Here is a 12,786-nt window from a genome sequence, read left to right as displayed (position 1 = left end):
GACGCCTCCGCGGCCCGAAGGCCGTGCGCTCCCGCTTCGCCGGTCCGCTGACCTTCGGCACAGCAGGTCTGCGCGCCGAGGAGGGGCCGGGCGAATCCCGCATGAACCGCCTGGTGGTGCGCCGCGCCGCGGCCGGCATCGCCCGCTACCTGGCGGACACCCTCGGTGAAGACGAGGCGGCGGCCTCGGTGGTGATCGGCTACGACGCCCGCCACGGGTCCGCCGCCTTCGCCCGCGACTCCGCCGGCGTGTTCACCGCCGCGGGCGCGCAGGTCACGCTCTTGCCCGGCCCGCTGCCGACCCCGGTGCTCGCCTTCCTGGTGCGCCACCTCGGCGCGGACGCCGGTGTCATGGTCACCGCCAGCCACAATCCGCCGGCAGACAACGGCTACAAGGTGTACCTCGGCGGCCGCATGACCGACGCGGCAGGACGCGGAGCCCAGATCGTCTCCCCGGCCGACGCGGACATCGCCGCCCGGATCGACCACGGCGCGTGGTTCGCAGACATCCCGATGGCGAACACCGGCTGGGATGTGGCCGGCGAGGAGCTCGTGGAGGCCTACTCCGAGGCCGCACTGGGCGTCCTGGACGAGGGCCGCCGCGAGTCCACCGGACGCGACGCCCTGAGCATCGTCTACACGCCGCTGCACGGCGTGGGCGGTGCAGTGCTGCCCGGGCTGCTCGATCGCGCCGGCTTCACCGACGTGCACGTGGTGCCCCGCCAGGCGGATCCGGACCCGGACTTCCCCACGGTGGCCTTCCCGAACCCGGAGGAGCCTGGCGCCCTGGACCTGGCCTTCGAAGCCGCCGCCGAGCGCGCCGCGGACCTGGTGATCGCCAACGACCCTGATGCGGACCGCCTCGCCCTGGCCGCCGCCGATGCGGACGGCACCTGGCGGATGCTCAGCGGCGACCAGGTCGGCTCCCTGCTCGGGGCACACCTGATGCCGCGACTGGAGGCCATGGGACGCTCCGCCGCCTGCTCGATCGTCTCCTCGCCGCAGCTGTCTCGGCTCGCCGCCGAGGCCGGTGTGGACCACCACGCGACCCTGACCGGCTTCAAGTGGATCAGCCGTGCCCCGGAGATCGGCTACGGCTACGAGGAGGCTCTGGGCTACTGCGTGGCCCCGGACCTGGTGAGGGACAAGGACGGCATGACGGCGGCCCTCGTAGCGGCCGACCTCGCGGCCGGGCTCAAGTCCGAGGGCCGCACCCTGTGGGACGCCCTCGCCGACCTGGACTCCCTCACCGGAGCCATGCCCTCGACCCAGGTCTCCGTGCGGGTGTCGGACCTGCAGGTCATCTCCGCGGCCATGGCCCGGCTGCGCGCCGAGGGCATCGCCGAGCTCGCCGGGGACCCGGTGACCGTCTCCACTGACCTCGCGGAAGGGTCGGCGGACCTGCCGCCGACCGACGGCCTGCTCTTCGCCACGGACACCGGCACCCGGGTGGTGATCCGCCCCTCCGGCACCGAGCCGAAGCTCAAGTGCTATCTGGGAACCACGGACGCAGACCCGCAGGCCGCCCGTGCCCGGCTCGACGCCGTGCGCGAGCAGATCGCGGCCCTCGTGGCCGGCTGATCCGCCTTCCACACCAGACGGCGGCCCCCGCCGCCGACACGACCCGACCGAAAGGCAACGCCTCCGATGACCACTGCAGACCTGACCGCCGCCGAACTCGCCAAGTACATCGACCACACCGCGCTGAAGGCGGAGACCTCCGCAGAGGACATCGAGCGCGTGGTGGCCGAAGCCCTGCAGGCGAACGTGAAGTCCGTGTGCGTGAACCCCCGCTGGGTCCCCACCGTGGCGAAGGCCCTCGCGGGCTCGGACGTGCTCACCTGCACGGTGATCGGCTTCCCCCTCGGGGCGAACTCGTCCGAGGTGAAGGCCTTCGAGGCCCGCCGGGCGATCGCCGACGGAGCCGACGAGGTGGACATGGTGATCGACGTCGCCGCCGCGCGTGCCGGCGACCGGCGACGTCTGGTGGAGGACATCCGCGCCGTGGCCGAGGCCGCCCATGAGAAGGGCGCCGCCGGCCGGGGCGGGGCACTGCTCAAGGTGATCGTGGAGACCGCCCTGCTGGACGAGGACGCGATCGTCCTCGCCTGCGAGGCCTCCGTGGAGGCGGGGGCCGACTTCGTGAAGACCTCCACCGGCTTCTCCACCGCAGGCGCGACCGCCGAGCACGTGGCCCTGATGCGCCGCACCGTGGGCCCGGAGATCGGTGTCAAGGCCTCCGGCGGAGTGCGGACCCGCGAGGACGCGCTGGCCATGGTCGAGGCCGGTGCCACGCGCATCGGCGCGTCCGCCACTCTTGATATCCTGGCCTGAGATCCCCGCGTCCTCGCACCGTAGACGCGTCCACGTGACCTGACGAAGGAGTATGTCGTGATCCGCAACGGCACGCCCATTGACCACTCGAACGTCGGCGGGCTCTGGGGCAGCCTCGTCGCCTTCCTCGTGAGCTTCGCCCTCTTCGTGGGCTGCATCTACGCCATGGGCTTCTGGTCCCTCGAGGTCGTCTGGATCCCGGGCATCGCCGCCCTAGCCATGGCCGTCCTCGCCTTCCTGATCCCGAAGCAAATCCTCGGCCGCGGCGACTCCGTGGACGAGGTGGCCATCCACACCCCCGCGGCGCACGCCGTCGAGCGCGGCCACTGAGCCGCACCTGAACCAAGGATCCCGGCGGCGATGACCGCGCGCGCCGCGACGCATGCACGGAGGGCGTCCACCCGGAACACCGGTGTGGACGCCCTCCGTCTTGTGTCCATCGCCGCGGTGGTCCTCGGCCACTCCTACCTCTCCAAGCTCGAGTTCACCGAGTACCTGGAGATCTGGCGCATGCCGCTGTTCTTCTTCCTCAGCGGCTACTTCTGGACCCGAGGACGCAGCTTCCTGCCGGACCTGCGCGGACGCTGGACCAGCCTTGCGGTCCCCTACCTGGTCTGGGCGGTCATCATGTCCGCCGTGGCCTGGCGCTGGCACCACGACGACCCTGGCCGGTTCTGGGAGCTCATGCGGTCAGGCTGGTACGGCGGCGCGGACCAGAACCCGCCGTGGTGGGCCTTCTGGTTCATCTCCGTCCTCTTCTTCACCACGGTGCTGCGGCGGCTCCTGGAGCGCCTCCCCACCTGGGTGGCCTGGCTTTTCAGCGGTCTCGGCCTCTGGGTCTCCTACGCGGTCCCCGACTCCTGGATCGCGAAGACTCCCCTCGGCATCGGTCTGGCCTTCCCCTGCCTGTTCTTCCTGCTGGCCGGGGAGCTGTTCCGCCGGCAGATCGAGCCCAGGGTCGTGCGCCACCGGGCGATCGTCGGGACCGCCCTGATCATCGGGGGACTGACGGCGGTGGCCGCGGGCCTGCAGCCGCACAACATCAAGTTCGGAGGATTCGGCACCCCTGTGCTGACGCCGCTGGTGGGTGTGGCGATGGCCTCCGGCGCCGTCCTGGTGTTCGGCTCCTTCGTCAACCGGCTCCTGCGCTTGCTGGCCCAGCGCACCGGGGCCGGACGTGCGGTGCGCGCCACGATCTCCACCCTCGTCCGCACCGGAACCGTGGTGGTGCTGGTCCACGGCGCGGTGCTCATGGAGCTGATGAGCCTGGGTGTCCAAGAGCCGTTCGAGAAGTTCGTCTGGACGCTGCTGCTGAGCTGGACAGTGGGGCTGGTCCTGCTCTCCACCCCGATGTCCCGGCTCCTGACAGGCGTGCCCCGCCAGTTCCATCCCCTCCGACGCCGAGTCGTCCGCGGCCACGTCACGACCCGAAAGGACTGATGCCGCCATGGCCTCCCGCTTCAGCTTCTCCGCAGGCCGCGCCGCCGAGGGCACTGCGCCGGAGCCCGCACGCCGCGCCGGGTTCTCCTTCCGCCGTCCGGCCGAGAGGACGCCCGCCGCCGACGCCGGCGAACCCGGTGGCCGCCGCAGCCGGGACACGATCCTGTTCGTCTGCACCGGGAACGTCTGCCGCTCCGCCTACGGCCATCACGTGTTCCAGGCATTGCTCGCCGACCGACTGGGCCGGGATCTGGGGGGCCTGCGGGTCGCGAGCGCCGGCACCGGGATCAACCAGGCGCTGCAGGCTCCGGACCAGATCCTCGGACTGGCCGCCGCACGCTGCCCCGAGGCCGTGTCCGTGCTGACGGACCATCGGCCGCGTGCGCTCACCGTATCCGACGTGGACGGGGCGGCCCTGGTGCTGGCGGCGACGGACCAGCACCTCGACGTGGTGCTGGACGAACAGCCGGGAGCCGCCCGGCGTGCGTTCACCATGCTCGAGTTCGCGCGGCTGTGCGGCGCAGACGGTGCCGCGCCGACCGATGGAGGGCTCGATGGGCTCGTGGAATGCTGCGCGCGGATCCGTGACCGTGACGGCTTGGCACCGCTGGACCTGGACGACCCCTTCCGCGGCTCGGACGCGGACTACGAGGCGATGGCGGATCAGCTGCAGCCGGCGCTGGAGACGATCACCTCGGCGGTGGTCACGGCGGTGCGGCGTCGCATCACCCAGCCGTGAACCGCTGCTCTGCGCGGTGGCGGACCCTGTCCGCATGATGCCGCTGCACGGCGGCGACGGCCGGGACGGCCCAGGCCATGCCGGCGGTCACCTTGCGGCGCGAGATGGTCTTGCGATCAGTGGTCATGGAGGACACCTCTCAAGGTTGCGCGGATCACTCACAGCCGGCCACCGCGGGGACAAAGTTGTTCTCTGGAGACGAATGCCCCATCACGCCGGACCCCCGCTGACCAGGTGAGCAGAGCGAATCCACAGCCTTCATCGGATATTGACTTAGCCCTCGGTGTCACAGACACTCAACCTCAGGCTGTTCACCAACATGAACATTTCCCGAACACCCGGCGCAGCCGCCGTGCGAGGTCGGCTGTCCTCAGGCGTGTCTCCGCCGGGAAGGGCGGAAACACGCGTCCCCGGGACCCGACGCCTATGCTGGTACTGTCCGTTGTCCCCTGCCCAGGAGCGCGCCAGCTGTGGTCCCCCTCCGTGCCCGTGTGCTGCTGGCCCACGCGACCCTCGCCTCGTTGATGGACCGGCACGGGATCCGCGCGCTGCACATCAAGGGGTATGCCGCGCTGCCCGGTGCCTACGCGGCAGGCCGGACCAGCACAGACGTCGACCTGCTCGTGGCACCCGAGGACGTACCAGCCGCCATGGCTGCCCTGACCGCGGACGGCTGGGACCTGGTGACGGACTTCTCCGAAGGGTCGATCTTCACGCATGCCGCCACCTTCTGGCACGTGCAGCTGGGCTACGTGGACCTGCATCGCTGCTTCCCCGGGATCGGGCTACCTGCGAAGGAGGCCTTCGAGCGCCTGTGGGACGGTCATGTGAACCGCATCCGAGCCGGCCATGCTCTCCCCGTTCTGAGCATGGCGGACCAGCGTCTGCTGAGCATCCTCCATGCCGCCCGGGATGTGAGCCGTAGACGAGCCGACGTGTCCCACATCCGTGCCACGGCCACCGCAGACGAGTGGGACGCCCTGCGGGAGGCCGCCTGTTCCTTCGGAGCCATCGCCGCCTGGGTCGCCGCCACCGACGAGGACCTCCCCGATGCGGATCCGGACGAGGTGCGTCTCTACCGGGCCATGAACTCCGGCCGCGAAGGCGCCGAGCTCTTCGTTGCGCGCTGGCATCATGCCGGCAGTCTCGCCGGCCGGCTGCGTCTGGTCCGGGACACGGTCCGGGTCAACCGGGCACATCTGGCCATGGACCTGGGCCGGGACGTGACGCACCGCGACGCCCTGAAGTGGCAGCTGCGGCGCCTGAGGCAGGTGGGCCAGTGGGCGCGCGCCCGCGCCGCCCGCCTGCTGCCCGGGGGGAAGGAGGGATGATGTCCCCCGTGGAGAGATGGACCGTCGCTCGGGACTGCGCTTGGGTCGAACTGCCGGAGGGTGATGCGGCCGTGATGCCCTTCGCCACGAATCAACCCATGACGCTCTCCCCGGTGGGCGCGCTGATCTGGTCGGTGATCGTCACCGGACGCACCTCGGACGAGTCGCTGACCGAGCCTCCGCTGCCGGAGCAGAGCACCGAGCAGATCGTCGCCGCCGTGTCCGCTCACGTGGGCGAGGCCTCCGAGACGGTCTCCGAGGGAGTCGCGGACTTCCTGACGCAGCTGGAGTCGGCCGGCGTGCTCAGCCGGTCGGTTCAGGGCTGAAGATCGCGGTGAGCACCTGGTCGGCCCACTCCAGCAGCGGAGCGTCCGTCAGCTCCCGCCCGCCGACCGGCTTGGTCATGGGGCGTGGAACCAGGACGGCGTTGAGCGCCGGCTTGAGCTGGGCGCCGCGGTACATCCGCTGCAGCCGCAACTGACGCGACTCCGGCAGGTCCGCCGCCGGGCCGAACTTCACGTTCCTGCCCAGCATCATGACCTCGGTGACGCCCACGGCGCGGGCACGGTTCCGGAAGCGCGCGACCGCGATCAGCGCCTGCACCGGAGCGGGCGGCTCGCCGTAGCGGTCCTTGAGCTCGTCGACGACGGCGTCCACGGCCGCGTCGTCATGCGCGGCGGCCAGGTTCCGGTACATCTCCAGGCGCAGCCGCTCCCCCGGCACGTAGTCATGCGGCAGATGCGCGTTGACCGGCAGCTCCACCTTGACCTCGGCCGGCGAGGTGTCCTCCTCGCCCTTGAAGTCCGCGACGGCCTCGCCGACCATCCGCAGGTAGAGGTCGAAGCCCACCCCCGCGATGTGCCCGGACTGCTCCCCGCCGAGCAGGTTGCCGGCTCCGCGCAGCTCGAGGTCCTTCATGGCCAGCTGCATGCCGGCGCCGAGCTCGTTGTGTGTGGCCACGGCCTTGAGTCGTTCGAGAGCCACCTCTCCCAACGGCTTCTGGGGATCGTAGAGGAAGTAGGCGTAGGCACGCTCGCGGCCGCGGCCCACCCTGCCCCGCAGCTGGTGCAGCTGGGACAGGCCGTAGCGGTGGGCATCCTCGATGATCAGGGTGTTGGCGTTCGCGATGTCCAGGCCGGTCTCGATGATCGTGGTGGACACCAGCACGTCGAACCGCTTCTCCCAGAAATCCACCATGATCTGCTCGAGTCGGGACTCGCTCATCTTGCCGTGGGCCACGGCCACGCGGGCCTCAGGCACGAGTTCGGCGATGCGGCGGGCGACCCCGTCGATGCTGGTGACGCGGTTGTGCACGTAGAACACCTGGCCCTCACGCATCAGCTCGCGCCGGATGGCCGCGGTGACCTGCTGGTCCGTGTAGGGGCCCACGGAGGTGAGCACCGGATGGCGTTCCTCGGGTGCCGTCGCCAGGGTGGACGTCTCGCGGATGCCGGTCAGGGACATCTCCAGGGTGCGCGGGATGGGCGTGGCGGACATGGCGAGCACGTCCACGTTGGTGCGCATCTTCTTCAGCGCCTCCTTGTGTTCCACGCCGAACCGCTGCTCCTCGTCCACGATCACCAGGCCGAGGTCCTTGAACCGCACGCCCTCGCCCAGCAGGCGGTGGGTGCCCACGACGACGTCCAGCTCACCCGAGGCGAGGTCGTTCAGGACGTCCTTGGACTCCTTCGCGCTCTGGAAGCGGGACAGCGCCCCGACCCGCACCGGGAAGCCGGCGAAGCGGTCGGAGAAGGTCTGATGGTGCTGACGGGCCAGGAGCGTGGTCGGCACCAGGACGGCGACCTGCTTGCCGTCCTGCACGGCCTTGAATGCCGCACGGACGGCCACCTCGGTCTTGCCGAAGCCCACGTCTCCGGAGACCAGGCGGTCCATGGGGACGACGGCCTCCATGTCCTTCTTGATCTCGTCGATGGTGGTGAGCTGGTCCGGCGTCTCGATGTACGGGAACGCCTCCTCCAGCTCCTTCTGCCATGGGGTGTCCGGGCCGTAGGCGTGGCCCTTGGACGCCATGCGGGCGGAGTACAGGCGGATCAGCTCCCCGGCGATCTGCCGGGTGGCCCGCTTGGCCTTGGACTTGGTGTTCGCCCAGTCGGACCCGCCCATCTTGGACAGCGTGGGCGTCTCGGCGCCGACGTACTGGGAGATGAGGTCCAGCTGCTCGGTGGGCACGAAGAGGCGGTCGCCGGGGGCGCCCCGCTTGGAGGAGGCGTACTCGAGGACGAGGTACTCGCGGTAGGAGTCCTCGGCCGCCCCGCCGCGGGCGGCGCCGGCGACCTTGCGGCGCTGCAGCTCCACGAACCGGGCGATGCCGTGCTGGGCGTGGACCACGAAGTCGCCCGGGGTGAGGGCGAGCGGGTCCACGGCGTTGCGACGCTTGCGCGCCAGTTTGCCGCCGGCGGCGCGGGTGCCGCGGTGCGCTGGCGACCGAAGAGGTCCTGTTCCGTCACCAGTGCCAGCCTGCCGGCGGGCAGCGTGAACCCGGTGCCGACGGCGGCGGAGCCCAGCAGCACCTGCCCTGCCAGCGGTTGCGCGGGCACGGTGCCCTCGAAGGTCGAGGCCGTCAAGCCGCCCTCGGAGAGGACCTCGGTGAGACGTCGAGCCGATCCCGGCCCGTCCGTGAGCACGACGACGGACCAGCCGTCGCGGACGCGCTCGTGCAGGGCGGAGACGAGCGCGGAGACGTCGCCGCCGAACGTGCGCGGCACGCCGAGACCGGCCCGGAGGGTGGAGGCGTCCGGCAGGAGCTCATCGTCCGGGTTCAGGGCGGTGGTGGACCAGTGTCCCTGGCCGCGCTCGAGGGTCTCCTCCCGCAGGCGGGCCAGGGTGAGGAACCCGCCGGCGTCCGCCTGGTCGGCCTCGGTGATGTCTACGGGAGCCGAGGCTCCGTGCGCGGCTCCGGCCCACGCCGCGTGGAGGAACTCCTCGTTGGTGGCGAGCAGGTCGTCCGCCCGCTGACGGATGCGCTCCGGCTCCGCCAGCAGGGTCAGGGAGCCCTCCGGCAGCAGGGCGGGCAGGGAGGTCATGGACTCGGCCAGCAGCGGGGACAGCGACTCCATCCCCTCCACGGCGATGCCCTCGGCGATGCGGTCCAGCATGTCCGCGGCCGCCGGCATGCTCGGACTCAGCGCCCGGGCGCGCTCCTGCACGTCCGCGGTGATCAGCAGCTCCCGGCACGGCGGGGCGTCCAGGACGGTCGGATGCCCGGACCCGTCCTCCGAGGTGTCCTCGAGGGAGCGCTGGTCCGCCACCGAGAACCACCGCATCTGCTCGACCTCGTCGCCGAAGAACTCGACGCGCACCGGGTGGGCGGTGGTCGGCGGGAAGACGTCGATCAGTCCGCCGCGGACGGCGAACTCGCCGCGCTTGGAGACCATGTCGACACGGGAGTAGGCCGCCCCGGCCAGGGCGGCCACCACGCCGTCGAAGTCGGACTCCTGCCCCACCTCGAGGTGGACGGGGGCGAGGTCGCCGAGGCCGGACACCAGCGGCTGGAGGGCGGCACGCACCGGCGCGATCAGCACACGCAGCGCGGCGGTGCCGCCCTCCCCGGGATGGGCCAGCCGACGCAGCACCTCGAGCCGGAGGCCCACCGTGTCCGAACGCGGCGAGAGGCGCTCGTGCGGCAGGGTCTCCCAGGACGGGAACAGCGCCACGGAGGACGGGTCAGTCCAGGCCGCCAGGTCGGCCGCCAGGTCCTCCGCCTCGCGCGTGGTGGCAGTGACGACCAACACCACCCCGTCCCCGCCTCCGACGGAGGCCACGGACGAGGCGAGGGCGGCCAGCAGGGGTGCGCGGCCGCCGTCGGGAATCCCGATCTGCAGGTCCGGGGTGCGGTCCCCGGACCGGGCGCCGAGTCCCGGGCCGCGGCGAGGGCCGGGTCGGTGAGGACGGCGGGAAGGAGCGGGGAGAGCGTGGGCACCTCGGTCATGCGGTGGGGCCCTGCGCGGTCTCGTCCGCCGCGGCGGGCTGCTCCTCGAGCCGGCCGGCCGACGCCATGATCTCCCGGACCTCCTCGATGAAGGCGATGACGTCCTCGGAGCCGAAGACCGGACCACCGGCCGTCAGGCCGTCCGTGCCGATCAGCACGGCCGAGGGGTAGCGCTGGATGCCGAGGTCTTGGGCGGCCTTGCCCGCCGGGTCGGTGAGGACGATCTCGGCCGGCAGCGGGCCGACCGCCGCGGGGGCCACTGAGTCCGTGGCGTAGGTGGGCTTGAGGGCGCGCACGGCCACGGGACCGATCTGATGGTCCTTGTCCTGGAGGTAGTCCATGACCTCACGGCAGGCGCCGCATCCGGCCGAGACGTGCAGGAGCAGCATGGACTGGCGGGCGGCCATGTCCGTGAGCCGTTCGAAGCCCTGCCCGGTGCCGAGGATCACGTCCGGCAGCGGGTGGCGCTCGGGTTCCCCGTCCATGCCCGGGGCCGGCGCGGCGGGGACGGTGGCCTCGGAGACCGCGGGCGCGGGGGTGGAGGGCACGGAGGCGGCGGCGCCCGGGACCGCAGCCTCGGCCGACTCCTCGAGCGGGGCAGTCTCGCGGCCGATCAGGTAGGCGGCGGCGGTGACCAGCACGGTGACCAGGATGGACCACTCGACGTAGCCATTGAAGAAGCCGGCCAGCGGCCACCAGGCGATGCGGACCCCGGTGACGGCCAGCGTGATGATCGCCTCGAACAGGCCGAGCAGCGCCAGGACCACGAGGATGAGATTGCGCAGCACCGTCCATCCGGTGATCGGACGCGCGGAGGCGGCGCCGAAGCACCCGCAGGAGGCGCCCGTGTCCTTGGCCCGGACCACCAGCCACGTGAAGGCGATGAACAGGGCCACCGCCGCGAGGGCGGTCAGCGGCCGCAGCACGGTGAACGGCAACAGCAGGGCAATGCCGAGCAGGATCTCCAGGAACGGGAAGGCCTTCACCAGCGACGGGTGGGAGAGCTTCGCCGGGACGTTCAGACGGGTGAACGTGGCGGCGGTCTCCTGGGGGGACTGGAGCTTGGCCAGTCCGCTGGCGATCAGGATGACCGCGAGGGCCCAGAGTGCTGACATGGTGGAACCTTCCGGCCGGTGAAGGGCGCGGTCTGTCCAGCGTCCCGCGTGGGGCTGCTGAGCTGGCCGGGCCGACGGGCTGATCCAGCATATAGGGTGAGCGTGAATCCAGTCGGACCGTCTCACCAGGAGTGAACATGGCATTCTCCGCCCAGCACACCATCGCCCGCAACCCCGGCGAGGTGGCAGAGGCCCTCGGCACCGAGGCCTTCCATCGCACCGTCATCGAATCCCTGGGTGGCTCGCTGGTGTCCTTCACCCGAGCGGGCGACCCGGCCGGCGCGATGACCGTCACCACCGTGCGCACCGCGCCGACCGACCGCGTGCCGGAGAAGGCCCGCAAGTTCGTGGGCGACAACCTGCAGATCGAGCAGGTCGAGCGCTGGAACGCGCCGGCCGCGGACGGATCCCGCACCGGCACCACCACCATCACCGTGCCCAAGGCCAAGGCCGTCGCCGAGGCCTCCACGGCCCTGCGTGCCGCCGGTGCCGGCACCGAGTACGCCGTGGACGGGACCCTCACCTGCAAGATCCCGCTGGTCGGCTCCACCCTGGCCTCCAAGGCCGAGCCGATGGTCGGCAAGGTCGTCACCCGCCAGGCGCGCGAGCTCCAGGCCTGGCTGGACGGTCGCGACCAGCAGAGCTGAACGTGGCCGACGGACAGACCACCGACCCGCAGCGCCCTTCGCGCCGCGCGGTCCAGGCGGCCCTGCGCGGGGAGCGCCCCCCGCTCGGGGCCGTCCTGTTCGTCTGCACGGGCAACATCTGCCGCTCCGCCTACGCCGCACACGCGTTGAGCAGCCGACTCGAGCGCACTGTTCCGGGGCGCATCGAGGTGGCGAGCATGGGCACCCAGCCGAACCAGGCCCTGCACGTGCCGCCGGAGCTGCTGGAGCTCGGGCGCACACGTGGCGTGGCCGGCCTGGAGGACCACGCACCGCAGCGACTGATCCCCGCGGCGGTGGAGGGGGCGGATCTGGTGCTGACGGCGAGCACTGCCCATTCGGAGCGCGTCCTGTCCGACGCCGCGTCCGCGAACCGGCGCACCTTCACCATGTTGGAGTTCTTCACGCTGGTCCGGCTCCTGGACGAGCGGACGGACGGCATGTGGCTCCAGCCGGGCATCGGCGTACGAGCGCTGGCGGAGACGGCCGCACGGCACCGGGTGCTGGCCCGGTCGGTGATGGGGTCGCTCGAGCTGGCCGACCCGTTCGGCCTGGGCGCCGAGGACTATGCGCGCATGGTGCGGGCGCTGGAGCCTGCTGTGGAGGCGACGGCCTCGGCGTTGGAGCGTGCGGTCAGTGGAAGCGGGTCTGGGCGGCCTGCAGCCCGTCGGTGATCAGCGCCTCCACGGCGTCGGCCGCACGGTCCACGTGCAGCGGCAGCAGCTCCTGCTCCGGCTTGGTGAAGGGCTTCAGGACGAAGTCGGCGACGTCCATGCGCCCCGGCGGGCGGCCGATGCCGACACGCACCCGGTGGTAGTCCTTCGTCCCGAGCGAGGCGGTGATGGACTTCAGCCCGTTGTGGCCGCCTTCTCCCCCACCGACCTTCAGCCGCAGGGCGTCGAAGGGGATGTCCAGCTCGTCATGGACCACGATCAGGTCCTCGGGACCGAGGCCGTAGAAGCGGCAGAGCGCCGCGGTGGGCTTCCCGGAGACGTTCATGTATCCGGTGGAGGTGGCCAGCACCACGCGGGGGCCGCCGATTCCCAGGCGCCCCGCGGCGACCTGGGCACCGGCCCGGTGGTGGGTGAACCCGACACCCATGCGGGAGGCGAGCTCCCCCACCACCATCTGGCCGATGTTGTGACGGGTGCGCGCGTACTGGGGCCCCGGATTGCCGAGGCCCATGATCAGCGTGGTGCCCGTCATGAGGAGGA

General features: G+C 71.6%; 12 protein-coding genes and 1 pseudogene. 9 read left to right on the top strand and 4 right to left on the bottom strand.

Annotated features, from left to right (window positions below; genetic code table 11):
- The 5 genes from AC2W7A_RS00820 to AC2W7A_RS00800 all read left to right on the top strand — a co-directional run.
- A partial coding sequence (locus AC2W7A_RS00820) for a phospho-sugar mutase (RefSeq protein WP_485989676.1) occupies window positions 1-1,580 on the top strand: 1,580 nt, incomplete at its 5' end.
- Window positions 1,581-1,646: 66 nt separating this feature from the next.
- Entirely contained in the window at window positions 1,647-2,333 is a 687-nt protein-coding gene (gene deoC, locus AC2W7A_RS00815; RefSeq protein ID WP_485989675.1) for a deoxyribose-phosphate aldolase, read from the top strand.
- Between the two features lie 57 nt (window positions 2,334-2,390).
- The gene (locus tag AC2W7A_RS00810; protein ID WP_485989674.1) at window positions 2,391-2,663 is read left to right on the top strand and encodes a hypothetical protein; all 273 of its coding nucleotides are present in this window, start codon (window positions 2,391-2,393) and stop codon (window positions 2,661-2,663) included.
- Between the two features lie 30 nt (window positions 2,664-2,693).
- The gene (locus AC2W7A_RS00805; protein ID WP_485989673.1) at window positions 2,694-3,773 is read left to right on the top strand and encodes an acyltransferase family protein; all 1,080 of its coding nucleotides are present in this window, start codon (window positions 2,694-2,696) and stop codon (window positions 3,771-3,773) included.
- Window positions 3,774-3,780: 7 nt separating this feature from the next.
- Window positions 3,781-4,512 carry an arsenate reductase/protein-tyrosine-phosphatase family protein gene (locus tag AC2W7A_RS00800; protein WP_485989672.1) on the top strand — a complete coding sequence of 244 codons (732 nt, stop codon included), beginning with the start codon at window positions 3,781-3,783 and terminating at the stop codon, window positions 4,510-4,512.
- Here AC2W7A_RS00800 and AC2W7A_RS00795 read toward each other — a convergent pair.
- A complete protein-coding gene (locus AC2W7A_RS00795; RefSeq protein WP_485989671.1) occupies window positions 4,499-4,639 on the bottom strand; it encodes a hypothetical protein in 141 nt (46 codons plus the stop codon). The two genes, AC2W7A_RS00800 and AC2W7A_RS00795, sit on opposite strands and share 14 nt — an antisense overlap.
- A gap of 343 nt (window positions 4,640-4,982) precedes the next feature.
- On the opposite strand from AC2W7A_RS00795, the gene AC2W7A_RS00790 reads away from it, so the two are divergent.
- The gene (locus tag AC2W7A_RS00790; protein ID WP_485989670.1) at window positions 4,983-5,843 is read left to right on the top strand and encodes a nucleotidyltransferase family protein; all 861 of its coding nucleotides are present in this window, start codon (window positions 4,983-4,985) and stop codon (window positions 5,841-5,843) included.
- 98 nt (window positions 5,844-5,941) lie between these two features.
- Window positions 5,942-6,169 carry a PqqD family protein gene (locus tag AC2W7A_RS00785; protein ID WP_485989669.1) on the top strand — a complete coding sequence of 76 codons (228 nt, stop codon included), beginning with the start codon at window positions 5,942-5,944 and terminating at the stop codon, window positions 6,167-6,169.
- Here AC2W7A_RS00785 and mfd read toward each other — a convergent pair.
- Both mfd and AC2W7A_RS00775 read right to left on the bottom strand, forming a co-directional pair.
- A pseudogene (gene mfd / locus AC2W7A_RS00780) lies at window positions 6,147-9,792 on the bottom strand (transcription-repair coupling factor). The gene AC2W7A_RS00785 and the pseudogene mfd sit on opposite strands and share 23 nt — an antisense overlap.
- A complete protein-coding gene (locus tag AC2W7A_RS00775) occupies window positions 9,789-10,907 on the bottom strand; it encodes a MauE/DoxX family redox-associated membrane protein (protein ID WP_485989668.1) in 1,119 nt (372 codons plus the stop codon). Before AC2W7A_RS00775 ends, mfd begins: the two are co-directional and overlap by 4 nt.
- A gap of 137 nt (window positions 10,908-11,044) precedes the next feature.
- Between AC2W7A_RS00775 and AC2W7A_RS00770 the strand changes: the two genes are divergently transcribed.
- Both AC2W7A_RS00770 and AC2W7A_RS00765 read left to right on the top strand, forming a co-directional pair.
- Window positions 11,045-11,554, top strand: coding sequence for a DUF2505 domain-containing protein (locus tag AC2W7A_RS00770; RefSeq protein WP_485989667.1), 510 nt, complete (start codon window positions 11,045-11,047; stop codon window positions 11,552-11,554).
- Window positions 11,555-11,556: 2 nt separating this feature from the next.
- A complete protein-coding gene (locus tag AC2W7A_RS00765) occupies window positions 11,557-12,246 on the top strand; it encodes an arsenate-mycothiol transferase ArsC (RefSeq protein WP_485989666.1) in 690 nt (229 codons plus the stop codon).
- On the opposite strand, the gene pth is transcribed toward AC2W7A_RS00765, so the two are convergent.
- Window positions 12,206-12,778, bottom strand: coding sequence for an aminoacyl-tRNA hydrolase (gene pth, locus AC2W7A_RS00760; RefSeq protein WP_485989665.1), 573 nt, complete (start codon window positions 12,776-12,778; stop codon window positions 12,206-12,208). The two genes, AC2W7A_RS00765 and pth, sit on opposite strands and share 41 nt — an antisense overlap.
- Window positions 12,779-12,786: the final 8 nt, after the last annotated feature.

It is taken from the genome of Micrococcus sp. LASM2_SD2, assembly GCF_057364565.1.
This window is presented reverse-complemented; position numbering and strand designations above follow the sequence as displayed.